We start from the raw sequence: 23,287 nt of genomic DNA, 5'->3' as shown, positions 1-23,287 counted from the left end.
TGTATTGCTGTGCTTCAGGCTTTGGAGCCGTTTTCGCGTGTGTAGTTCAGCAAGCCGCCGGCCAGAACCATATCGCGCTGACGGGAAGAGAGCACAGCCTGCGCGGGAATGGTGATTCCCTTTGTCTTGTTCACAACGGTGACGGAGGAACCGGCCTCGATTTCCTTGCGGACGTTCGGCAGCTCCAGTTCATCCATTTGGTCAATGCGATCGTAATCTGCTTCATTTTCAAAAACGAGAGGCAGGATTCCCGCGTTGGCCAGGTTCGCACAGTGAATCCGCGCGAAGCTCTTCACAAGGACAGCCTTGACGCCAAGATAAAGCGGAACAAGGGCGGCATGTTCACGGGAAGAACCCTGCCCATAGTTCTGTCCTCCCACAACGATGCTCGGGCCGTTATCGCGGCAGCGCTGCGGGAATTCCTTGTCGCAGACGCCGAAGCAGAAATTCGACAGATAGGGGATGTTGGAACGGTACGGCAGGATTTTGGCGCCGGCTGGCATGATGTGGTCGGTGGTAATGTTGTCGCCCACCTTCAGCAGCGCCTTGACAGAAAGGCTTTCCGGCAGAGCGGTGGTGATGGGGAATTCCTTGATGTTCGGTCCGCGCAGGATTTCCACACTGTCCATGTCCTCTGCCGGAGCGGGGGCGGCCACCATGTTGTCATTGATCAGGAAATGTTCCGGCATGGCGACGGAAACTTCTCCGCCCAGTGTGCGGGGATCCGTCAGAACGCCCGTCAACGCGGAAACAGCCGCCGTCTCGGGGCTGACCAGATAGATCTGCCCGTCCGCCGTGCCGGAGCGGCCTTCAAAGTTGCGGTTGAAGGTGCGCAAAGACACACCATGGGAATTAGGAGATTGGCCCATGCCGATGCAGGGACCGCATGCGCATTCCAGAACACGGGCGCCCGCGGCGATGATATCGGCCAGCGCGCCGTTTTCCGCAAGCATGTTGTATACCTGCTTGCTGCCGGGAGCAATGGCAAGGCTGACGTCGGGATGGACCGTCTTGCCCTTCAAAATCGCGGCGACGTGCATCAGATCGAGGTAAGAGGAATTGGTGCAGGAGCCAATGCAGACCTGGTCTACCTTGATGGGGCCGACAGCCTCCACGGTTTTCACGTTGTCGGGGCTGTGCGGGCAGGCCACCATGGGGACAAGAGACGTCAGATCCACGGTAATCTCCTCGTCATATACCGCATCAGGATCGGAGGCAAGCGGCGTCCAGTCCTGTTCACGGCCTTGTGCGCGGAGAAATTCACGTGTAATCTCGTCGGAGGGGAAGATGGAGGTGGTGGCGCCAAGCTCCGCACCCATATTGGTGATGGTGGCGCGCTCCGGCACAGTCAGTGAAGACACGCCCTCGCCCGCATACTCCACAATTTTTCCCACTCCGCCCTTGACGGAAAGGATTTCGAGCACCTTGAGAATCACATCCTTGGCGGATACCCAGGGGGAAAGCTTGCCTGTCAGGTTGACGCGCAGCATCTTCGGCATGGAGATGTGATAAGCGCCGCCGCCCATGGCAACCGCCACGTCAAGACCGCCCGCGCCCATTGCCAGCATACCAATGCCGCCGCCGGTCGGGGTGTGGCTGTCAGAGCCGATCAGTGTTTTTCCCGGGATGCCAAAACGCTCCAGATGCACCTGATGGCAAATGCCGTTTCCGGGACGGGAAAAGCGGATGCCGTGCTTTTTTGCAACGCTCTGAATAAAGCGGTGGTCGTCGGCGTTCTCAAAACCGGTTTGCAGGGTGTTGTGGTCAATGTATGCCACACTCAGCTCTGTTTTGACGCGCGGGACGCCCATCGCCTCAAATTCCAGGTAAGCCATGGTGCCGGTCGCATCCTGTGTCAAGGTCTGGTCAATGCGCAGGCCTACGTCCGAACCAACGGTCATTTCCCCGCTCACAAGATGATTTTTGATGATTTTCTGTGCAATCGTAAGTCCCATGCGGGATTCCTCCTGTTCCATAAGTAAAGTGGAAACGATTCACGGTATTAATAGGTATAATCTTTATTTATTATGGGTCAAAAACGCCTCATTGTCAATCGTTTCACGAACTTTTATCCGAAAAACGAAAGAATATTCACAATTAATTCAGAATTCCGTACGAAAGGGAAGAAGAAAGAAATCCGCCGGACAGAGTGGGAAGAATCCGCTTGATGAATAAATAAGGCAATGGTATAATAGGATGGAACTGCGCGGACGCGAAGTTTCTCCGCCGTGTATGTTGCGGCGTTCTCTGCACACAATAGGGGATGAATATGATTCCAGGAGGTGCAGAGATGAATTATTGGAAAAATGGGGAAGAGCCGGAGGAGGAGCGCGGCGAGGACCAGCTTCAATATCAGCGCATTGCGGATGCCGGATCGGTGATCACAGGCGGCGGGAAAGCCATTCACTGCCTGACGGTGATCGGGCAGATCGAAGGGCATAACGTTCTTCCCTCGCAAAACAAAACCACAAAATATGAGCATGTGATTCCACAGCTTGTCGCCATTGAGGAGGAGCCGGGCATTGACGGCCTGCTGATGATCCTCAATACGGTCGGGGGCGATGTGGAGGCCGGGCTTGCGCTGGCGGAGCTTGTTGCCGGGATGAAAAAACCCACGGTAAGCCTGGTTCTTGGCGGAGGCCATTCGATCGGCGTTCCGCTGGCGGTTGCGGCAAAACACAGTTTTATTGTTCCCAGCGCGACCATGACCATTCATCCCGTGCGGATGAGCGGGCTGATGCTCGGTGTTCCGCAGACGATGGACTATTTTCAGCGGATGCAGGAGCGGATTACACGTTTTGTTACGGCCAATTCGCACATTTCCGCCGAGCGTTTTTATGAGCTTGCCATGAACACGCAGGAGCTTGTCATGGACGTTGGAACGGTTTTGGACGGAGCGGACGCGGTGGAGGAGGGGCTGATCGATTCTCTCGGCACGCTGTCCGATGCGTTGGCTTGCCTGTACCGTATGATAGACGGGACAGGCGGCAAAAAGGGAAAAAAGAAGAAGGCCTCCTCCGCGGAGAAGGCCTGATTCAAGGCGCGGTTTTCCGCGCTGCTACATAGCACGGCGGCTGTGCTGCCGTATTTTCTGGAGGTATCAATTTTACATGCAGGAAATTTTTGAAGCGATTGTTCAGGGAATTGTGCAGGGAGCCACGGAATTTCTTCCGGTGTCCAGCAGCGGGCATCTCTCGCTTGCCCAGCATTTTATGGGAGTAGAGGAAACCAGCCTTTTATTCAATGTTATGCTGCACATTGGAACCTTGGCCGCCGTGGTGCTGGTGTATCATAAGCTGATTTGGCGGCTGATAAAGGCTCTGTTCTCCATGCTGAAAGATATTTTTACGGGGAAATTCAAGTGGAGTGCGATGGATCCGGATCGCAACCTTCTGGTGATGCTGATCATCGGCCTGCTGCCGCTGTTTCTGCTGTTTCTGCCGGTGCCCGGCACAGGGATGAAAATCAAGGACTATGCGGATCTCTGGGGCACGGATTCCACCATTTTGGTGGAAGGGGCGGCTTTGCTGGTTACCAGTGTCCTGCTTCTCGTCGCACACCTGAAAAGCCGCGCGATGGCGGAAAAGAAACATTCCACGGGCCGCCGCCGTTTCAATCCAATCGACGCGCTTGCTGTGGGTCTGACACAGTGCTTTGCCGCTGTATTTCCCGGACTTTCCCGCTCCGGTTCCACGCTGTCCGTGGGGCTTATGCGGGGAATCAACCGGCAGACAGCGCTGGACTATTCTTTCGTATTGGGAATTCCGGCGATTGTGGCCGCTGCCGGTCTGGAGCTGCTTGACGCAGTAAAGGCGCAGGAGCCTGTCAATGTGGCGCCAATGCTGGTGGGAATGCTTGTTTCCGCCGTTGTCGGTTTCTTTGCCATCAAGCTTCTGCGGTGGATGGTATCGAGCAATAAGCTGCTTCCGTTTGTTGTGTACACCGGTGTGCTGGGGCTTGTCGTGCTGGTGATCGGAATCGTGGAGCAGAATACAGGTGTCAACCTGATCACAGGCGTGCCGCTGTGGTAAGCTGCGGCGAAATATAGGAATATCACAATCCGGTCAGTCCGGAAGAGGAGAACATAGAAAATGGCGGAACGCAGAAAGAGGCAGCAGCCGAAAAAAACGGATACCCGCAAACCGGCGCGGCACATGGCGGGAAATCGAAAAAAACCGCTGACCAAGGCGGAAAAGGAGCAGCAGCGCCTGCGCGATCTTGAGCAGATCAAGCAGCGCAATCAGATCATGGCCGTGATCCTGTTTGCCGTTGCGATTCTGATGGGATGCCTTGTGCTGATCCCAGGGGAAAACGTCTGGCTGTGGCTGCATCAGCAGCTTTTGGGCCTGTTCGGCGTCTGCGCTATTTTTTGGCCGATTCTGCTGCTTTACATAGCTGTCGTGACAGCGCTTGACCGCCATGACAGCAAAATGAGCATGAAAATTGTATTGATGGCGGTGATCATCATTCTGCTGTGCGCCGCCGTCTATGTGTTCGGAAACCAGTTCCGCGATGTTTCCTTCTGGGAGGAACTGGTGGCTCTGTATGGGGATGGACAGGTACGCAAGGGAGCCGGATTTTTCAGCGGTTTGCTCGGGATCCCGCTTGCGTCGGGTCTGGGTTCGATTGGAGCCAAGATTTTCACCCTGCTGCTTCTGTTTGTCGCAGTGATGATTCTGACGGGAACCAGCCTGATCAAGCTGTTCCGAGTGGTGTCGAAGCCGGCAGGAGCTGCGGCGGCGGCAGTCGGCAGCGCCCGGGATCGGCGCAGGGAGGAGCGCGGCCGTTCGATGGAAAACATCGACGTTTCTCTGGATAAGGAGGAGCTGCCGCAGCATCCGGTCCAGTCTGCGGCAAAAGCCCGTCCGAAGAGTGAAAAGCTCAAGGAACTGGAGGAAGCGTTTGAGATTGCCCCGCGCGAGACAAAAAAACAGAAGCAGCCCGCTCCTGCACCGCAGGAGCCTGTCCCCACGCCATCTGCGGAAGTGATTGCCGCCGTGACGGCGGCGCAGAAGCAGCCGGAAAGCACGGCGGCGAAAGAGAAGCAGAAGGAGACTGGCAGCGCGCCGGTTTCCATTCCCAGCCCGGAGGGCGTGCCGCATGAGGACGGTTACCGGTTTCCGCCCATCTCCATGCTGGAAGCCTCCAAAGAGCCGGATGCCGGAGATGTGACAGAGGAGCTGCAAACCAACGGCCGGATGCTGGTGGAGGCCCTTAAAAGCTTCGGTGTGCAGACGAAAATTGTCGATATCTGCCGTGGTCCCACGGTGACACGCTATGAGCTTCAGCCGGCTCCCGGTGTCAAAATCAGCAAGATTACGAATCTTTCCGACGACATTGCCATGAATCTCGCGGCGACCGGTGTGCGCATTGAAGCGCCGATCCCCGGAAAGGCCGCCGTCGGCGTGGAGGTGCCGAACCGGAAAACCTCCACAGTAAAGATGCGTGAGCTGATTGCCAGCAATCCGTTCCAGACGGCGAAAAGCCGCCTGACTGTGGCCTTGGGACGCGATATCGCGGGCGAAGTGACAGTGGCGGATCTGGCGAAGATGCCGCATCTGCTGATTGCAGGTACCACCGGCTCCGGTAAATCCGTCTGCATCAACTCGATGATCATCAGCATGCTGTACAAGAGTACGCCGGAGGAGGTCCGCTTCCTCATGATTGACCCGAAAGTGGTTGAGCTGGGCGTATACAACGGGATCCCGCATCTGCTCGTGCCGGTTGTCACCGATCCGCGCAAGGCGGCGGGTGCTTTGGGCTGGGCGGTCACGGAAATGCTCAAGCGCTACAAGATTTTCGCGGAAAACAACGTCCGTGATTTGCAGGGCTACAACGCGCTGGCGGAGTCCAGCAATTATGAGGACGCCAACGGACAGCCCATGCTTCATATGCCTCAGATCGTCATTATTGTGGACGAGCTGTCCGATCTGATGATGGCCGCGCCGAATGAGGTGGAGGATTCCATCTGCCGTCTGGCGCAGATGGCGCGTGCCGCCGGGATGCATTTAGTCATCGCAACGCAGCGTCCTTCTGTTGACGTTATCACGGGTCTGATCAAAGCGAACATCCCCAGCCGTATCGCACTGACGGTTTCATCGCAGGTGGATTCCCGCACCATCCTCGATATGGGCGGCGCCGAGAAGCTGTTGGGGCGCGGCGATATGCTGTTTGCTCCGATCGGCAGCCAGAAGCCGATCCGCGTGCAGGGCTGTTTTGTCAGCGACGCGGAAATCGAGAGCATTGCCAATTATCTCAAGTCTGCCGCAGAGCATGCGTACGACGAAGCGATTATGGACGAGATCGAAAAGAACGCTGTCGCGGAGAAGAGCCACAGCAAGGAAGAGGACGCGGGAGGCGCTCAGGATCCGATGATGGCGGAGGCCATCCAATGCGTGGTCGAGGCAGGGCAGGCATCCACCTCACTTTTGCAGCGCCGTTTGCGGCTTGGATATGCCCGGGCTGGAAGGCTGATCGACGAGATGGAGCAGATGGGTGTGGTTGGCCCGCATGAGGGAAGCAAACCCCGACAGGTTCTGATTACCTATCAGCAGTGGCTGGAAATGAGCATGAGAAAGGCGGATGAAGCTGAGATCCAGGCGGCCGCCAAGGAAACAAAATCATAAAATCCTTCCCCCTGCGCACAATAACCTCCAAAAGGCGGAATGTTGGAGGTGCTGTATGCGTCAGTGGGAGAAGTGTGGGAAATGGACACGAGCAGCCATCATTGGAAGTCTCTGTGGGCTGCTCAATGGTTTGTTTGGAGCGGGAGGCGGCATGGCGGCAGTTCCTCTGCTCCGCGCGGGAGGTCTGGAACAGAAAAAAGCACATGCGACCTCTCTGGCGGTGATTCTTCCGCTTGCGGCGGTCAGCGCGGTTTCCTACCTGATGGCGGAAGCTGTTTCCTTTTCACAGGCCGCGCCGTATCTGCCGGGTGGCTTTGTGGGAGCATGCGCGGGAGCTCTTCTGATGAACCGGATTCCCTCCGGAATGCTGCGCCGCGTGTTTGGAGGTCTGCTGATTTTTGCGGGCGTTCGCCTGCTTCTGCGATGACGGAGGGGCTTATCGCCTTCCTCGCCAGTCTGGCGGCCGGTCTGCTCAGTGCGCTGGGGCTTGGCGGGGGCGGTATTCTGGTTTTATATCTCACACTGGTGCAGGGGATGGATCAGGCGCAGGCGGGCGGTATCAATCTGCTCTTTTTTCTGCCTGCCGCGGCTGTCGCTGTTGTCCTGCATCTTCGCCGGGGCCGGATTGACTGGAAAATGGCGCTGAGATGTCTGCCGTTTGGCGTGCTTTTTGCTCTGCTGGGATCCTGGCTGGCACACCTGATGGATGGGATGTTGCTCTCCAAAGGCTTCGCCGTCCTGGTGCTATTGATGGGACTGCGTGAGCTGCTGGGAAAATCAAGAGAGCAGAGAAAGCGATAGCTGGCTTTTTATAAAACTCGACAGAAGGGAACATTGCGATGCCTTTTTTACCGATCACAAAGGAAGAAACAGAAGCGCTGGGCTGGGATTGTCCGGATTTCGTTTTGGTTACGGGAGACGCTTATGTGGATCACCCAACCTTTGGTCCGGCCATTATCTCCCGCTTGCTGGAAAGCAGGGGATACCGTGTTGCCATACTGGCGCAGCCGGATTGGAAAACGGATCGGGATTTCACCCGCTTCGGCAAGCCGCGTCTGGGATTTATGGTAAGCGCTGGAAACATTGACAGCATGGTGGCGCATTATACCGCTGCCCGGCGCAGGAGAAGTGACGATGCGTATTCACCGGGAAACCGGGCAGGCCTGCGTCCGGACCGGGCTGTGACGGTGTACGCGAAAAAAATCCGGGAGCTGTATCCCGACAGCCCCATCATTCTTGGCGGTTTGGAGGCTTCTCTGCGCCGCTTTGCCCACTATGACTACTGGGACGACGCGATCCGGCCTTCCGTTCTGGTGGAGTCGGGAGCCGATCTGCTGACCTATGGAATGGGCGAGCGGCAGTCGGTGGAGATCGCCGACCGCCTGGCGGCAGGGGAACCGGTTTCCTCTCTGCGCGATATCCGGGGTACTTGCTATCTGATCCCGACGAAGGAGTATGAGCCCGGCCCCGCTGTGGATTGTCCAAGCTATGAGCAGGTCTGTGCGTCAAAGCGCGAATACGCGATCTCCTGCCGCAAGCAGCAGGATGAGCAGGACGCGGTGCGCGGCAAACGGCTGCTGCAAAAGCACGGAAAGCTGCTGCTGGTTCAAAATCCGCCCGCGCTGCCGCTCGACGGAGCGGAGCTTGACGCCATCTATGAACTTCCGTACATGCGCACCTGGCACCCTTGTTACGCGGATCAGGGCGGTGTTCCCGCTATTCAGGAGGTAGAGTTCTCCATTACACATAACCGGGGCTGTTTCGGTGGCTGCAATTTCTGCGCGATTGCCTTCCATCAGGGCAGAATGGTTACCACGCGGAGCGAGGAAAGCGTCTTGCGGGAAGCCAGACTTCTGACACAGCTTCCGAATTTCAAAGGGTACATTCACGATGTGGGCGGCCCCACGGCTAATTTCCGTGCACCTTCCTGTCAAAAGCAGAAAACGCTTGGACTGTGTGCCGGAAAAAAGTGCCTTGCTCCGAAGCCCTGTCCCGCGCTTGAAGTGGAGCATCGCTCCTACTTGGATCTTTTGCGGCAAGTGCGGGCACTGCCGGGCGTCAAACGAGTGTTTATCCGTTCCGGCATCCGCTTTGATTATCTTATGGAGGACCCCGATAAAACCTTCCTGCATGAGCTGATTGAGCATCATGTCAGCGGTCAGCTCAAGGTGGCTCCGGAGCATTGCTCCGCCGCTGTGCTTGATTGTATGGGAAAACCGCATATTGAATCCTATCTGGCATTTCAAAGGGAATTCTTCCGATACACCAAAAAGATCGGCAAGGAGCAGTATCTTGTGCCGTATCTGATGTCGTCGCATCCGGGCAGTACGCTGAAGGATGCGGTTGAGTTGGCGCTGTTCCTCAAGCGGGAGCATCTTCGTCCGGAGCAGGTGCAGGATTTTTACCCCACGCCGGGAACCATTTCCACCTGCATGTTTTATACCGGTCTGGATCCCTATACGCTCAAACCGATCTATATTCCGCGCAGCGACAAGGAAAAAGCCATGCAGCGCGCGCTCCTGCAATATTTTGATCCGGCGAAGCGTTCCCTTGTGGCACAGGCGCTTCAGGAGGCGGGCCGCACGGATCTCATCGGATATGGAGAAGATTGCCTGATCCCGCCTGCGCCTGGAGCACATGGTTCCAGGCGGGAGGGGAAGAAACAGGAGACACCGCGCCGGACCGCACAGCGGCATCTGACGGATCCAAAGAAAAAACCGGCATCCAAGCTGGGCGGCCGCTGGGAAAAGGACGCGGATCGCGCACGCAAACAGAATCAAACGAGACGGAAGGGGTAAATTTATATGGCAAGACAGCTGATCATCGACCGCTTTGAAGGGCCTTACGCCATTTGCGAGGAAGTGACAGAGACTGGAAAGCAGGAATCCTCCAAGCCAGGAAAGAAACCGGGAAAAAACGCGAAGGATCTCCGCTTTTTTGGAATTGAGAAAGCAGAACTGCCCGAGAATGCAGGGGAAGGAACCGTGCTGCGGATTGACGATGAGGGGACGCTCTCCGTGGACGAGGAGGCCACCAAGGCGCGCCGCGCAAAGCTTCAGGCGATGCAGGACGGGCTGTGGGCAAAATAAAAACTGGATGAAAAAACCAGCGCCTTTCGATTTTGTGATCGAAGGGCGCTGGTTTTTTATGTCCATAAAAGCGCAGACACTTTGTGGAACAGAGGGCTGATACGGGGAGAGTCTTTATCAGGAGGTGGACTTGGAATAGGCGTTCATGTGGATTTTTACATGGTCGGCGCTGATTCGATGCATCGCCACGCTTTCCACCAGTCCGAAGCCGAAATAGAGACAGGCGCTGGACGAGCCGCCCGCGCTGAAAAACGGCAGTGTAACGCCCATGACGGGGAGGAGGTTGAGGCACATGCCGAGATTGCTGATCGTTTGAATGGCAATCATGGCGAAGAAGCCCACGCAGATAGCGGTTCCCATTGCGTCGGTGGCATGGCGTGCCACATACAGCGTGCGGAGCATCAGCGCGAGCAGCAGCGCAATCACCAGACAGCAGCCGATAAATCCCAAGCTTTCCGCGGCAACAGAAAAAATATAGTCACTTTCCTGAATGGAAACAACACCCTTTTGTACGCGCGGGGCAGTTCCCAGGCCACGGCCGAAAAGCTGTCCGCTGCCGATGGAAATCCTGCCCTGAATCTGCTGCCAGCCGTTTCCGGTGGGGTCATCCTCCAGATGCAGAAATGAGGTCAGGCGTGTTTTCTGATAATCCTTGATGATGCCAAAATTCCATGCCGCGGGCAGGGCAACGGCCAGCATGGCCGCAACAGCGGCAAACCAGCGCAGCTTGACTCCGGCGGTGAAGCTGACGGCAAGGAACATGAAGAAAAAGACAACGGCAGAACCCATGTCCTTCTGGATGAGAACCATCCAGCCCACAGGGAAGAGTGCGTGCGCACCCAACAGGATCACATGAAGGGGATGATCCAGCAGCCCTTTTTCCTTTACGACAGAGATATGCTTGGCGAAGGTCAGGATAAACACAATTTTTACCAGCTCGCTTGTCTGAAAGGACAATCCCACGCCTGGAATCGTGATCCAGGCTTTTGTGTCCAGACCGCCGCTGCTCTGGATGCCAAATCCCGCAAAATGAGTGTACACCAGAAGAAGGATACTGACTCCGGCGGCCAGCCACCACAGGGAGGCAAGATCGCGGTAGTCGAAGCCCGTCAGAATCAGTGCGCCGAAGTACCCGATACAGATGGCAAGAAACTGAGTGGTGAAATAGCTTCGCGATCCCGAGTAGGGGACAGTGCGAAGAAGCACAAGGGCATAAATGGAAATCGCCGTGATCAGAATCCAAAGCAGCTTGTCCGCACGGCGAAAATAGTCAACAATACGTTCTCCAATTTTAAGCATACGGTTCCTTTCTTGAAAAGGGAAACTGCCGTCCGGCGGTCTCCCGATGGCCGGAAGCAGGGCGTTCCGGCATGAGCAGACATAATAGTAATGCCATTATAATATGCTTTCCATGAAACTGCAAGCATTCCATTGTGAACAATTCAGTTCTATTTTCTCATTCTTGTCCATACATATGGGACAGGAAAGGGAGGACAAGTCGATGAAAGACAGGAAGGAAACGGCGGGATTTCTTCAGGCAGCGGAAGCGATTGGCGGAAAAATTGGCGCTTTGCTTTTGGAACTGCCGGAAAACCTGCGTGCAGAGACACAGGAAATCGGGCTTCGTGCCGGACGTCCGGTTACGCTGATTTGCGGAAAGGACGTGCTGTTCCCGGATGGATGGGGAGGAGTGCGCACACATCCCATGGAGGGAAGTCCGGAAATTTCAGCCGCGGATCTGGCACAGACGCTGCACCGTCTGTGCGGGTATTCCGTGTACAGCTACCAGGAAGAACTGCGGGAAGGCTTTTTGACGCTTCGGGGAGGACACCGCGTCGGTGTGGCCGGAACAGCGGTGGTGCAGCAGGGTGTTGTGAGCGGAGTGCGGGAGGTTTCCTCGCTCAACATTCGTCTGGCCCGGGAAAAACACGGCTGTGCGGCGGAGCTTCTCGCGGGAATGGGGGATGCCATTGGCTTCGGGCTGCTTCTGGCGGGACCTCCCGCAGCCGGAAAAACAACGCTTTTGCGCGATCTGGCGAGACAGCTTTCCTCAGGAGAACATGGAAGGCCCCGCAAGGTGACAGTTGTGGACGAGCGCTGTGAAATCGCAGGATGCTGGCATGGGGAGCCGCAGAACGACGTCGGGATATGCTGCGACGTGCTCAGCGGATGCCCGAAGGCAATCGGGATTTTGCAGGCCGCGCGCAGCCTGTCGCCGGAGTTTATTTTTTGCGATGAGGTGGGCACACGCGAGGAGATCGACGCGCTGTCACAGGGAGTGAACACAGGCGCTGCTTTGATTGCGACCATTCATGCGGGTTCTCTGCGTGAGTTGATAGCACGCCCTCAAACCGCCCCGCTCCTTCAGACAGGAGCATTCGGCACGGTAGTTCTTTTAGGGAGCAGGGAACGGCCCGGAAGCATCCGGGGATGGTATAAGGCAGGTGATTTGCTTGCTCAAATTGCTGGGACTACTGCTGGTAATAGCGGCCGGGAGCTTTGCAGGACTTCAGGCGTCGCTTAAGCTTGGAAGGAGAGAAAAAAATCTGGAGCTTTTCTCCCGGTTTGTCCAAAACGCGGAGACGGAGATCCAGTTTTCGGGCATGCCGGTTGCCGATGTGGTGGAGCGCCATGGGGGAGAGCTTTCCTTTCTGCGCCGCTGCACGGAGCTCTGCCGGGAAGGGATGGATTTTTCCGGGGCATGGGATCAGGCGGTAAGCGAGGATCCCGGCTTTTCTGATGGGGATGCCTCCCTTCTTCTGGAGTTTGGAAAGGGATTTGGAGCAACAGATGTCCAGGGTCAGGCGGCGCATTGCCGCCTGACCCTGGAGCTGACACGGCAAAGATTAAAGGATGCGAGGGAAGAAAGGCGGCAGAAGGCGAGGCTCTACCGCATGCTTGGCGTGCTGGGCGGCATTGGTACAGCGCTTTTCTTCTGCTGAGGAAAGGAAGGAAGAAACATGAACGTGGATTTGATTTTTCGGATTGCGGCCATCGGCATTATTGTCGCTGTTTTGAATCAGCTTCTCATTCGCTCCGGGCGTGAGGAGCAGGCGATGATGACGACACTGGCCGGGCTGATTGTGGTGTTGATGATGCTGATACAGGAAATCAACACACTTTTTGAGACAATCAAATCCATTTTCGGACTGTGAGAAGCCATGAGAAAGGAAACGCGATATGATCCATATGGTGGCAATCGCCGGAGCTGCCGTGGTGGCCGCGGTGCTGGCGGTGATGCTTCGGCGTTATCATGCGGAATACGGGATGCTGCTTTCTTTAGCGGCAGGCGTATTCCTGCTGATGGCCCTTTTGAATGTATTGCCGCAGGCTCTTGGACAGGTGAGCGATTTGCTGCGTGCGGCAGCGCTGCCGGGAGAATATGCTGTGATTCTCTTCAAGGCGCTTGGTATCTGTTGGCTCGCGCAGTTTGCGGCCGATTCCTGTCGGGACGCGGGAGAAAGCGCGCTGGCGTCAAAGGTAGAGCTGGCGGGGAAAACAGCCGTCCTTCTCACAACGCTTCCGCTCTTTTCCGCGGTGGCCGAGCTGGTAACAGAGCTGGCGGGTGTGTAAAGAGATTTGCGCTTTTCTTCGCCTTCGTGTGCGCTTTGTTTTGCTGTGCACCTCCTGTTCTTGCGGCCCAGGAGCCGTTTGACGGTTTTTCCTCCTACTATCAGGAACAGAAAGATCAAAGCGGAGCGGGGGATCTTCCCTATGAACTGCCGGAGGAAACAAGGGATTCTCTTTCCGGCCTCGGCGTGGAGGGGCCGGACTGGGAGTCTCTTTCCTCCCTGTCGCCGGAAAAGGTGTTTTCATTTGCCGCAGACGCCGCCGCACAGGCATCGAGGGATCCGATTCGAGCCGGCGCGTCGGTGATGGCGGTTATTCTGATCTGTACGCTGATCAGCGGCATGAAGCTGACGCTTGCAGAAAACGGGCTGGGGCAGGCGGCGGGGCTGGCCGGTACACTGTGCGCTGCCGCCGTGGTGGTGAAGCCCATCACAGAGTGCGTTCAGTACGCGGGCAGAATTGTACAGGCCGCGGCGGATTTTCAGCTTGCCTGCGTACCGGTTCTGGCAGGGATCTTGCTCGCTGGCGGGGAACCGGCGAAGGCGCTCTCCTATGAAACGCTCACCGCACTGGCGGGAAACGCGGTTTCCCTGATTGCCGCGCATTTTCTCGCGCCGCTGATCAGCTGCTATCTGGCGCTTTCCATCGTGTCGGCAGTGTGTCCCGCGATTCACATGAACGGTCTGTGCGAGCTGTTTTCGCGCGTGGTCAAGTGGGTGCTGGGACTTTGTATGACAATTTTTAGCGGGATTCTGACGATTCACAGCCTGGTTGCGGCTTCCACCGATTCCGCCGCTTCCCGGGCGGTCAAATTCGCGGTAAGCAGCTTTGTACCGGTGGTGGGTGGAGCGCTTGGGGATGCGCTTCGCACGGTGAGCGGCTGTGTCGGCGTGCTCAAGTCGGGAGTAACAGCTTTTCTTCTTCTCGCGGAAGCGGTGCTGTTTCTTCCCGCTCTGCTGCAATGCGTGTGCTGGCAGCTTGTGCTGACAGCCTGTGGAGCGGCGGGGGAAGCGCTGGGGCAGAAGGAACTGGCATCCATGCTTTCCGCGGCGGGAAAGGCCGTGGGGCTTTTGCTTGCGATCCTTCTGTGCTGCATGCTGGTGATGACGGTATCCTCGGTGGCGATTGTTCTTTTGGGAGGTGGGACACAGTGAATGCGGTACAGCAGTGGACGGCGGGAATCTGTCTGGCGGTGCTGGCCGTTTCCCTGCTGCAGCATCTCATGCCGGAAGGAGCGATGCGCCGCATGGCGGAACTGACGGCGGGAGCCTTTTTCCTCTGTGCCGTTCTGATCCCGCTGATGCGGGCGGCGCCTGATTTTTCGATCCTTTTGAACCTGCGGCCCGGAACGGTGGAACAAGAGTTTGCCGGGACAGTGCAGCGGCAGCAGGAGCAGGCGATCCGGGAGAGCGTGACCTCCCTGATCACCGCACAGCTTTCCCAGGAAGGGATCCCCGTACAGGGGATCGAGGTGGATGTGAATATGGGGGAGGATGGCAGCATACATATGAATCAGATCACGGTGACACTCCCGGCGGAATATGCCGGGGCGTGCTTCCGTGCCAGCAGCATCCTTTCCTCCGTATTGGGTTTGGAAGCGGAGGTGACGGCAGATGCCGGAGAACAGGAAGCGGAATGAGGAAGGGGGAGGCTTTTTTGAACGTGTGGCGCAGCATCCGTCCGCACGCCGGTGGATTCTCATCGGCGGGATCGCGGGCATCGCCCTGATTTTTTTGTCCAGCCTTTTTTCCGGGCAGGGGCAGACGGAGGAGATAAAGTCCAATACCGGGCAGCAGGTTGTTTCCGCGCAGGACTATGCGCTTTCCCTGCAGGAGGAGCTCTCCGCACTCATTTCGCAGATCGAGGGAGCGGGAGAAGCCCAGGTGCTGGTGACGCTGGAGCGAAGCGCCGAGCAGGTGTATGCCACGGAGGGCCGCAGCTCCGCCCGCGCGGAAAGCGGCGGTTCCGACGAAGAGGAGGAAACCACCTATTTTTCCGTTCGGGGCTCCGATGGCTCTGAACAGGCCTTGCCCGTGACGGAGGTTCAGCCGGTAATTCGCGGGGTGGTGATCGTCTGCCCCGGCGGCGGTAATCCGGCGGTTGCGGAGCGGATCACCCGGGCTGTTACGACAGCGCTTGATCTTTCTTCCGCGCGTGTATGCGTGGTGCAGGCGAAATAACAAAGAGAAAACAGGAGGATGAAGCAATGGCATTTGGAAAAAGGCAGTTGGTGTTGGCGGCGCTTGTGGTAGCTCTCGGCGCGGCCGTCTATCTGAATTGGCAGTTTACGGGGGAAAACCAGCTTGTGGCCGCAGGCACGGACGTGTCGGAAAAAGCGGTGGGAGAGGCACAGCTTGTCAATGCGTCCGCTATGAGCTCTTCGCCGGAGGAGAACGGAACGGCTGTTTCCGGCGCTTCGTCGGAAAGCGGGGAGCAGACGAAAACGGCGGAGGAATATTTCTCTGAAACACGGCTGTCACGCCAGCAGTCGCGCGATGAGGCAGTGGAGCTGCTGGAGGACGTGCTTCAGGACGCCAAAGCAAGCGAGGAGGCAAAAAAAGAAGCTGTCTCGCAGGCCGCTGTCATTGCGCAGAATGTTCTCCAGGAAAATAACATTGAAAATCTGGTCAAGGCAAAGGGATTTGCGGACTGCGTTGCCTTCCTCCAGAACGGAGAGTGTACCGTGGTGGTACAAACACAGGAATCCAATCAGAACAACGCCATCATGATTAAGGATATCGTAACGGGGCAGTCCGGTGTCAGTTATGATAAAATCAAGATCATTGAGTGCAGCTGATCCTTGATAATCGGCAGAAAATCGCGGGAAAGATTGTGTCGAATCCACATTGCAGGAGGGGGGAAGTCATGGTATAATAACGGACGTGGAAGCTTGACAATCTAGTTCTGCCCGTATGTGTTTTTGCATGCGCCAAAGCCCTCCACAAACGGAGGGCTTTTTGTTGTGCGGAATTTTTGGAAAAAGATTCATATTGTCCGGCTGAGGAAGAAAGAATAAACGCAGGGAGACGGGACAGGGAAACCATCTCGTTCCCAGCGGGAGACGGAGGAATATGCATGAAACGAAGGGAAGCCAGACAGCAGGCCTTTGTCCTGGTGTTTGAACAAAGCTTCAGCCACGACGGCATGGAGCAGATTATCGACACGGCGGAGGCTGTGATGGGAAAGCCGGTCGACGAGTTCGCCTCACGGCTCGCGCTTGGTACGGAGGAAAACCTGCCGGTGATCGATGAAAAGATCGGCGGGAACAGCCGCGGCTGGAAGCTGGAGCGCCTTTCCAAGGTCTCTCTGGCCATTCTCCGTCTTGCGATTTACGAGCTGCTCTTTGAGAAGGAAATTCCGGTGGGCGTTACCATCAACGAGGCTATCGAGCTGGCCAAACGGTACGGCGGCGAGGAGGATGCCCCCTTTGTCAACGGCGTTCTTGGCACGGTGGCCAAGGAATGCGGAGAGAAGAAGCCGAAAAAAGACGAGAAGGAAGCAGGCACGGAACATGCGTAGGATCCTTGGCCTGGATACCAGCAACTATACCACCTCCTGTGCGCTGTGGGAGGATGGCAGCATCGTACAGAAAAAACAGCTGCTCCCTGTAAAAGAAGGGCAGATGGGCTTGCGGCAGAGCGATGCGGTATTCCATCATACACAACAGCTTCCCGCACTGTTGGAGGAGCTGTTCCGCGAAAGTTCGGGAACAGTGGATGCAATCGGTGTGTCCACAAGGCCGCGGACGCAGGAGGGTTCTTACATGCCGTGCTTTACTGTGGGGCATGGAGCGGCCCGGGGGCTGGCTGCCGCTCTTGGTGTGCCCTGCCATGAGTTTTCCCATCAGGACGGACACATCGCAGCAGCGCTGTACTCGGCAGGCAGGCTTTCCCTTTTGGAGAAGAAATTTTTAGCTTTCCATGTATCCGGCGGCACCACGGAAGCCGTGCTGGTCCATCCGGAGGAAGGGCGAAAGTTTTCCGTCCGTTTGGTGGCTTCCTCGCTCGATCTGAAAGCGGGACAGGCGATTGACCGTGTGGGCGGGCTTTTGGGTCTGCCGTTTCCGGCCGGTCCCGCGCTGGAGCGCTTGGCGCTCGCATCGGATGCTTCTTTCCGGATTCATCCATCCATGAAGGGAGCGGACTGTTCGCTTTCCGGCATCCAGAATCAGTGTGAAGCCTTGGTAAAGAAGGGAACCGCTAAGGAGGATGTCGCGCTGTACTGCCTGCTTTCCGTGTGGGCGGCGCTCGACGCGATGACGGCTGCCCTGCTGGAACAGTATGGGGATCTCCCGGTGCTGTTTGCAGGCGGTGTTATGAGCAATTCTATTCTGAAAAGTCGTTTATCAGAGCGGTACGGCGCATTTTTTGCCGATCCCGCGTTTTCGGCTGATAATGCCGCCGGTGTGGCCGTTCTGGCCGCTTTGAGCGAGGGAGGGGAGCCAATGTGCTGACAGAGATTCGCACCCCTTTGACTGTCACCCAGCTGACCGTTTATCTCAAAGCAAGGCTGGAGGAGGATCCGCGCCTGAACGGTGTGCTGGTTTCGGGTGAAATTTCCAATTTCACAAACCATTATAAATCCGGCCACTTGTACTTTTCCCTGAAGGATGAACGGGCTGTTCTGCGTGCTGTCATGTTTGCCCGGAACGCTTCACGGCTGCGTTTTGTCCCAAAGGATGGGATGCGTGTTTTGGCACGCGGCAGAATCAGCCTGTACGAAGCTTCCGGCCAGTACCAGCTGTATGTGGACGAGCTCCAGCCCGACGGTCTTGGCGCGCTGAGCCTGGCCTTCGAGCAGCTCAAAGAAAAGCTGAGAAAGGAGGGGCTGTTCGCGTCTGAGCGAAAACGTCCACTGCCGCCGTTCCCGGAGAGGGTGGGAATCATCACCTCTCCCACCGGGGCGGCTGTGCATGATATGCTGACCATCCTGGCCCGGCGCTGGCCAGTTGCACAGGTGGTATTCTGCCCGGTGCAGGTGCAGGGAGAAGCGGCAGCTCCGCAGCTTGTGGAGGCGCTGCGCCGCATGAACGAGCAGGAGGCCGCCGATGTGATTCTGATTGGCCGCGGCGGAGGTTCTCTGGAGGATCTTTGGGCGTTCAATGAGGAAAGCATTGCCAGAGCTGTCGCCGCGTCCCGGATTCCTGTGGTTTCCGCCGTAGGTCATGAGACAGACGTTACCATCTGCGATTTCGCAGCCGATCTGCGAGCTCCCACTCCATCCGCGGCGGCAGAGCTTGCCGTGCCGGACCGCGCCGAATGGATGGCTGCTTTGCAGGCGCAGCGGGGGCGTATGGCGTCGCTGATGCAGTCGCGGACGGCGGCGCTTCAGCAGCGGCTGGATTTGCTTACCGCCAGCCGCACATTGCGGGAGCCACTTTCCATGACGCAGAATCGTGCCGCCGAGCTGGAGCTTTTGCGGGAGCGGATGCATCGCGCACAGAAAACCTTGCTGGACAGGAAGGAGAGCCGTGCGGCGGAGCTGACCGGAAAGCTGCACGCTCTGAGTCCTCTTTCCGTTCTGGCGCGCGGCTATGCGCTGGCGGAAAAAGAGCGGGAAGGAGATACGACACGGATTTCCTCGGCCGCTGGTTTATGCTCCGGGGAGATTTTTACCCTCCGTTTTACGGATGGCAAGGCGATTTGCCGCGCGGAGTCCGTTGCACTGGATGAGGAAGGAGAGTGTGCACATGGCTGCAAAAAAGATGACGTTTGAAGCTTCGATGGATCGGCTTGCGGAGATTGTTGCCCGCCTGGAAGCCGGGAAGGATTCGCTGGAGGATTCCATCAAGCTGTTTGAGGAAGGGACTGCTTTGGCGGGCCGCTGCTATGAAACGCTGAAAAACGCGGAGCAGAAAATCCGCAATTTATCCGAGCCGGAGGAGGATGAAATATGAGTGGGGCACAATGGCAGGAGGATTACAGGCAGAAGCTGGAGCTTGCACTGGATCGTATTCTTCCTCCTATGACGGGAGAGCTTTACGCCGAGCTGATTGATGCTATGCGCTACAGCCTGCAGGCGGGAGGAAAGCGGATTCGCCCGCTTCTTTTGATGGAATTCTGCCGTTTGTGCGGAGGGACGCCGGAGCATGCTCTGCCATGGGCCTGTGCACTTGAAATGATCCACACTTATTCCCTCATTCACGACGATCTCCCCTGCATGGACGACGATGATATGCGCCGTGGACGCGCTTCCTGCCATAAGGTATACGGAGAGGCAACCGCCGTTCTGGCCGGTGACGCACTGTTGACATTGGCGTTTGAGACGGCGTGCAGCCCGGATTCCGCGGCTGTCGTGGGCGAAGGGCGCGCGCTGCGGGCTTCGTGGGAGCTGGCCCGCGCCGCGGGAGCTCATGGAATGGTCGGCGGCCAGCAGATTGATCTCAGCAGCGAGGGACGGGGAATTTCTCTTGATGTTCTGCGGAAGATGGATGAATGCAAAACAGGGGCGCTGATCCGCGCGGCGGCCCGTATGGGATGCATCCTCGGCGGCGGCGGAGAGGAGCTTCTGCGTGCTGCTGACGAGTATGCGGGAGCGCTTGGCCTTGCCTTCCAGATTGTTGATGATGTCTTGGATGTCACCGGGACGCAGGAGACGCTGGGAAAACCGATCCGCAGTGATGCGGAACGGGATAAAGCCACCTATGTCGCTCAACTGGGACTTGCGGAAGCGGGTCAGGAAGCGGAACGGCTGACGAAAAAAGCCGTGGACACGCTTGCTCCCTTTGGAGAAGAGGCGGAGAGCCTGCGGGAGCTGGCGATCCAGCTTTGTTCCCGCACACATTGAATACTTTAATACCATAAAAAAGACGCTGTCCGGTTCACAGAAACCATGGACAGCGTCTTTTTTATCCCTGTTTCCAGAGAAGTAGGGAGGAGCAGGCGTCCAGCAGCGAGGAAAAATAACCCCGGCAGACACGCTGCATGTCCGGTTTTGCCTTTTCTGAGTGCTTTTCCCATACACCGAAGGGGATGCAGCCTGCGGCAGATGCACTCTTGGCGGCGGGCAGGGTATCCTCAAACACCGCGCAGTCTTTGGTGGGGAGACCAAGCCGCTCCGCTGTGAGATGAAAGATATCCGGTGAGTTCTTGCCGCAGCCCGCATCGTCCGTTGTTACCAGCTCGTCAAACAGAGAGAGGATGCCGTGACGTTCCAGGCAGGGAAGAAAATGTTCGCGCCGCGAGGCAGTTGCCACAGCCAGACGAACTCCGCAGCGGTGCAGCTTTTGCAGCAGCTCCGCCGCGCCGGGCTTGAGAGAGACATGCAGCGCGTATTCTTCCCGCGCCATTTCGAGCCATCGTTCCATCAGATCCTCTGGTTTGGCAGGCAGAGAGAAACGTGCGATCGTATATTCCGCCGTTTCCCGAAAACTCATGGCGCCGCAGGCTTCCATATAATCGGGAGGAACGGCAATGCCGTAATCCGCCAGAAATTCCTTGTCAACGCGGCTCCACACGTCCATGGAATCCAGAAGGGTTCCGTCAAGATCAAAAATCACACCGGGAAACAGGCAGCTTTGCGGGGGAAAATCGGGAATGTTCCGTTCCATTGTGTCATTGGCTCCTTTCGGGAACTTTGCTTTTCATCATACGATGCAAGGTCCGCTTTGTCAAGCATGGAGAACCGGCAGAACATCCGAAGAAACCGCCCCGGTAATCTGTTCCGGAGGTATTTCGGTTTCCTGAAATTCCGTCATGTTTCCCCAATAGCGTTTTGGCATATGCGACATCCGGCAGCGTGGATTAATGCGTCCTTCAATCGCAATGGTATCATAAAAACGTTTCCAAAGGGCCCGGTATTCGGCTTCCGTGCGATCTGGCGGCGGCAATGTCAGCTCATCCATCGGACAAAAACGGAGATCTCCCGGGCGATGGATCAGAGCTTCGCGGTGCGTTTTATCAAAGATCAGAAACTGCTCCCCCGGCATGCGGGAACAGAAATACTGAGCCAGAAGCGGCAGAACATGGTTTTTTGGCGTGATGATTGATACCAGAACGGAGCCATATTCTGAAAAACGTACGAAACCGGAAAGCAAATGGGATTCGTTATGCAGAAAACTGACGGCTTTGCGCAGAGCGGACAGATCGTCGTCCGCAAGAAAATTCATCACGGAACCTCCGATGCGAAATCCTTCCTGTAAAACGCGGAGGAGAGGAAGTTCCTTTTCCGGCATGCAGGTGAGAAAAGTGGAGCGAGCCAGATCGGCGGCGGCGGGGGAGATTCGCAGCGGCAGGGAGCGCCAGACACGGGCCGCCTTTGCCGTGTCTGTTTCGATCTGCTTTTCCGGATACAGACTGAAAGGGCCGTCCTCCGGCAGAATAGCGGCAGGCGTTTCCTTTTTCAGAAAGCTTTCGAAAACACAGCAGAGAAAGCCGTCGAAGCTTCCATCGTAGCGGTAAGCTTTAGGCGAGGAGGGAAGGCGGGGGTTCATGAGAGTTCTCCTTTCCATGAGACAGTGCCGGAGCGGCAGAGAAAAACGATAGCTGCTCGGAAGAATCGCGCATCAGAGCGAGCCCTTCCGGTTCGGCCAATGCACGCATGGCACTTTCCGGCGTCACCCGCAGGCCGGGGATCATCTTACCTGAGCAGGTCAGAAAGTATTGGGCGCGCTTGAGTACAACGCCAAGTTTTTTGAGCGCGGCAAAATCAAGCTTTCCGGCGCGACGTGCAATCAGAATTCGTTTTGCACTGCGTACACCGATTCCCGGTACGCGCAGCAGCATTTCATACGGCGCCCGGTTTACTTCGATCGGGAAAAATTCCATGTGCCGCAGCGCCCAGCCGCATTTGGGATCCACAAGAGGGTTGAGATCCGGGTGCGCGTCATCGAGCAATTCGTTTGCCTGAAATCCGTAAAAGCGCAGCAGCCAGTCCGCCTGATACAGCCGGTGCTCCCGCAGAAGCGGCGGTTTCGTGCCCGGAGGAGGCAGAAGCGCGTTTTCCGTGACGGGCATATAGGCGGAGTAAAACACGCGCTTGAGACCGTACTTTTTGTAAAGCCCTTCCGCAAGGGAAATGATTTGTTTGTCGCTGTCGGGTGTTGCACCGATGATCATCTGTGTGCTTTGCCCGGCGGGAGCAAAGCGCGGCGTATGACGGTAAACAGCGAGATCGTGCCGGTTTTCCTCAATACGGCCGGAAATATAGCCCATCGGGCGCAGAATGGAAACCTTGCTTTTGTCCGGGGCCAGAAGGCGCAGCCCCTCTTGTGAGGGAAGCTCAATGTTGACGCTCATGCGATCGGCCAGCATTCCCAGTCTCTCGATGAGTCTTGGGTCCGCGCCTGGGATCGCTTTGGCGTGGATGTATCCTCCAAACCGGTAGCGGTTTCGCAGAAGCTCCAGCGTGCGGATCATCTGCTCGCAGGTGTAGTCGGGATTGCGCAGGATACCGCTGCTCAAAAACAAGCCTTCAATATAGTTGCGCCGGTAAAATCCGATGGTCAGCTCCGCCAATTCCTCCGGGGTGAAGGTAGCGCGCGGGGTATCCCGTGTGACGCGGTTGACGCAGTATTGGCAGTTGTAGACGCAGCTGTTCGAGAGCAGGACCTTGAGAAGGGAAATGCAGCGCCCGTCCGCGGAAAAACTGTGGCAGATTCCGCAGGCCGTCGCGTTTCCCAGGGAGCCGGGCGCGGCGGTCCGGCTGGATCCGCTGGAGGTACAGGCCGCGTCATATTTGGCCGCATCGGAAAGGATGGTAAGCTTCTCCAGAACGGTCATGTGAAAGCCTTCTTTCTAAACGTTTGTTCTAACAATAGAATACACATGTTCGATTCAAAAGTCAACAGGGAAAGAAAGGAATTTGTTCACTGCCTTTTTCTTAATCAATCCTGGCGGCACACTTAAAATTTTTTAAAACAGTATAACATTTTGGGTGTTTCGTTGGTATTCTAGGTGAAAGATTAACTATTAAAAGTCAACCACAAAATGAATAGCTGTGGTGAAAGGGAGATGGTTCAAAAAGGGTATAGCAAAGCAGAGGTCTTGTCAGACCCCTGCTGGC

The 23,287-nt window shown here is 56.7% G+C and carries 25 protein-coding genes; 20 read left to right on the top strand and 5 right to left on the bottom strand.

The window, feature by feature from the left end:
- Positions 1-14: 14 nt before the first annotated feature.
- Complete coding sequence (locus B5F35_RS12935) at positions 15-1,955, bottom strand: aconitate hydratase (protein WP_087241605.1); 1,941 nt, start codon at positions 1,953-1,955, stop codon at positions 15-17.
- Positions 1,956-2,290: 335 nt separating this feature from the next.
- On the opposite strand from B5F35_RS12935, the gene B5F35_RS12930 reads away from it, so the two are divergent.
- From B5F35_RS12930 to B5F35_RS12900, 7 genes are all read left to right on the top strand, one after another.
- Positions 2,291-3,034 (top strand): ClpP family protease, encoded by a 744-nt coding sequence (locus tag B5F35_RS12930; protein ID WP_164488527.1) that lies wholly within the window; start codon positions 2,291-2,293, stop codon positions 3,032-3,034.
- Positions 3,035-3,110: 76 nt separating this feature from the next.
- The gene (locus tag B5F35_RS12925; protein WP_087241601.1) at positions 3,111-4,031 is read left to right on the top strand and encodes an undecaprenyl-diphosphate phosphatase; all 921 of its coding nucleotides are present in this window, start codon (positions 3,111-3,113) and stop codon (positions 4,029-4,031) included.
- 60 nt (positions 4,032-4,091) lie between these two features.
- Positions 4,092-6,626, top strand: a complete 2,535-nt coding sequence (locus B5F35_RS12920) for an FtsK/SpoIIIE family DNA translocase (protein WP_087241599.1) — start codon at positions 4,092-4,094, stop codon at positions 6,624-6,626.
- Between the two features lie 55 nt (positions 6,627-6,681).
- Complete coding sequence (locus B5F35_RS12915; RefSeq protein WP_087241597.1) at positions 6,682-7,053, top strand: sulfite exporter TauE/SafE family protein; 372 nt, start codon at positions 6,682-6,684, stop codon at positions 7,051-7,053.
- Positions 7,050-7,427 (top strand): sulfite exporter TauE/SafE family protein, encoded by a 378-nt coding sequence (locus B5F35_RS12910; protein ID WP_162611422.1) that lies wholly within the window; start codon positions 7,050-7,052, stop codon positions 7,425-7,427. The genes B5F35_RS12915 and B5F35_RS12910 overlap by 4 nt, the downstream gene beginning before the upstream one ends.
- 38 nt (positions 7,428-7,465) lie before the next feature.
- Positions 7,466-9,424, top strand: coding sequence for a YgiQ family radical SAM protein (locus tag B5F35_RS12905; protein ID WP_087241593.1), 1,959 nt, complete (start codon positions 7,466-7,468; stop codon positions 9,422-9,424).
- A 6-nt stretch (positions 9,425-9,430) separates the two neighbouring features.
- On the top strand, positions 9,431-9,715 hold the full coding sequence (locus B5F35_RS12900; RefSeq protein ID WP_087241591.1) for a DUF3006 domain-containing protein: 285 nt from the start codon (positions 9,431-9,433) through the stop codon (positions 9,713-9,715).
- Positions 9,716-9,832: 117 nt separating this feature from the next.
- On the opposite strand, the gene B5F35_RS12895 is transcribed toward B5F35_RS12900, so the two are convergent.
- The gene (locus tag B5F35_RS12895; protein WP_087241589.1) at positions 9,833-11,014 is read right to left on the bottom strand and encodes an FtsW/RodA/SpoVE family cell cycle protein; all 1,182 of its coding nucleotides are present in this window, start codon (positions 11,012-11,014) and stop codon (positions 9,833-9,835) included.
- Positions 11,015-11,216: 202 nt separating this feature from the next.
- Between B5F35_RS12895 and B5F35_RS12890 the strand changes: the two genes are divergently transcribed.
- From B5F35_RS12890 to B5F35_RS12830, 13 genes are all read left to right on the top strand, one after another.
- Positions 11,217-12,239 carry an AAA ATPase domain-containing protein gene (locus B5F35_RS12890; RefSeq protein ID WP_087241587.1) on the top strand — a complete coding sequence of 341 codons (1,023 nt, stop codon included), beginning with the start codon at positions 11,217-11,219 and terminating at the stop codon, positions 12,237-12,239.
- Entirely contained in the window at positions 12,169-12,657 is a 489-nt protein-coding gene (gene spoIIIAB / locus B5F35_RS12885; RefSeq protein WP_162611421.1) for a stage III sporulation protein AB, read from the top strand. The genes B5F35_RS12890 and spoIIIAB overlap by 71 nt, the downstream gene beginning before the upstream one ends.
- An 18-nt stretch (positions 12,658-12,675) precedes the next feature.
- Positions 12,676-12,870: a stage III sporulation protein AC gene (spoIIIAC, locus tag B5F35_RS12880; protein WP_087241583.1), complete on the top strand. Its 195-nt coding sequence runs from the start codon at positions 12,676-12,678 to the stop codon at positions 12,868-12,870.
- Between the two features lie 25 nt (positions 12,871-12,895).
- Positions 12,896-13,288 carry a SpoIIIAC/SpoIIIAD family protein gene (locus tag B5F35_RS12875; protein ID WP_242969519.1) on the top strand — a complete coding sequence of 131 codons (393 nt, stop codon included), beginning with the start codon at positions 12,896-12,898 and terminating at the stop codon, positions 13,286-13,288.
- A 35-nt stretch (positions 13,289-13,323) separates the two neighbouring features.
- The gene (locus B5F35_RS12870) at positions 13,324-14,439 is read left to right on the top strand and encodes a stage III sporulation protein AE (RefSeq protein WP_162611420.1); all 1,116 of its coding nucleotides are present in this window, start codon (positions 13,324-13,326) and stop codon (positions 14,437-14,439) included.
- Complete coding sequence (locus tag B5F35_RS12865) at positions 14,436-14,924, top strand: stage III sporulation protein AF (RefSeq protein ID WP_087241579.1); 489 nt, start codon at positions 14,436-14,438, stop codon at positions 14,922-14,924. Before B5F35_RS12870 ends, B5F35_RS12865 begins: the two co-directional genes overlap by 4 nt.
- Positions 14,899-15,465 (top strand): SpoIIIAG-related protein, encoded by a 567-nt coding sequence (locus tag B5F35_RS12860; protein ID WP_087241577.1) that lies wholly within the window; start codon positions 14,899-14,901, stop codon positions 15,463-15,465. The genes B5F35_RS12865 and B5F35_RS12860 overlap by 26 nt, the downstream gene beginning before the upstream one ends.
- A gap of 26 nt (positions 15,466-15,491) precedes the next feature.
- Entirely contained in the window at positions 15,492-16,082 is a 591-nt protein-coding gene (locus B5F35_RS12855) for a SpoIIIAH-like family protein (protein WP_087241576.1), read from the top strand.
- A gap of 278 nt (positions 16,083-16,360) precedes the next feature.
- Positions 16,361-16,804 carry a transcription antitermination factor NusB gene (nusB, locus tag B5F35_RS12850; RefSeq protein WP_087241574.1) on the top strand — a complete coding sequence of 148 codons (444 nt, stop codon included), beginning with the start codon at positions 16,361-16,363 and terminating at the stop codon, positions 16,802-16,804.
- Positions 16,797-17,738 carry a tRNA (adenosine(37)-N6)-threonylcarbamoyltransferase complex transferase subunit TsaD gene (locus B5F35_RS12845; protein ID WP_087241572.1) on the top strand — a complete coding sequence of 314 codons (942 nt, stop codon included), beginning with the start codon at positions 16,797-16,799 and terminating at the stop codon, positions 17,736-17,738. Before nusB ends, B5F35_RS12845 begins: the two co-directional genes overlap by 8 nt.
- The gene (gene xseA, locus B5F35_RS12840) at positions 17,732-19,000 is read left to right on the top strand and encodes an exodeoxyribonuclease VII large subunit (RefSeq protein WP_242969518.1); all 1,269 of its coding nucleotides are present in this window, start codon (positions 17,732-17,734) and stop codon (positions 18,998-19,000) included. The genes B5F35_RS12845 and xseA overlap by 7 nt, the downstream gene beginning before the upstream one ends.
- Positions 18,975-19,181, top strand: a complete 207-nt coding sequence (locus tag B5F35_RS12835; RefSeq protein ID WP_087241570.1) for an exodeoxyribonuclease VII small subunit — start codon at positions 18,975-18,977, stop codon at positions 19,179-19,181. The genes xseA and B5F35_RS12835 overlap by 26 nt, the downstream gene beginning before the upstream one ends.
- Complete coding sequence (locus B5F35_RS12830) at positions 19,178-20,071, top strand: polyprenyl synthetase family protein (RefSeq protein WP_087241568.1); 894 nt, start codon at positions 19,178-19,180, stop codon at positions 20,069-20,071. Before B5F35_RS12835 ends, B5F35_RS12830 begins: the two co-directional genes overlap by 4 nt.
- 61 nt (positions 20,072-20,132) lie before the next feature.
- Here the strand turns inward: B5F35_RS12830 and B5F35_RS12825 are convergent, their stop codons facing one another.
- From B5F35_RS12825 to B5F35_RS12815, 3 genes are read right to left on the bottom strand one after another with little or no spacing between them, the layout of a single operon-like run.
- The gene (locus tag B5F35_RS12825) at positions 20,133-20,834 is read right to left on the bottom strand and encodes an HAD family hydrolase (protein ID WP_087241566.1); all 702 of its coding nucleotides are present in this window, start codon (positions 20,832-20,834) and stop codon (positions 20,133-20,135) included.
- 60 nt (positions 20,835-20,894) lie between these two features.
- A complete protein-coding gene (locus tag B5F35_RS12820) occupies positions 20,895-21,716 on the bottom strand; it encodes a TIGR03915 family putative DNA repair protein (RefSeq protein ID WP_087241564.1) in 822 nt (273 codons plus the stop codon).
- The gene (locus B5F35_RS12815; protein WP_087241562.1) at positions 21,688-23,004 is read right to left on the bottom strand and encodes a putative DNA modification/repair radical SAM protein; all 1,317 of its coding nucleotides are present in this window, start codon (positions 23,002-23,004) and stop codon (positions 21,688-21,690) included. Before B5F35_RS12815 ends, B5F35_RS12820 begins: the two co-directional genes overlap by 29 nt.
- Positions 23,005-23,287 lie beyond the last annotated feature (283 nt).

The sequence above is a fragment of the Anaeromassilibacillus sp. An200 genome (assembly GCF_002160025.1).
Classification (GTDB): Bacteria; Bacillota; Clostridia; order Oscillospirales; family Acutalibacteraceae; genus Caccousia; species Caccousia stercoris.
The sequence above is the reverse complement of the archived record's forward strand: the minus strand, read 5'-3'. Positions and strand labels throughout refer to the sequence as shown.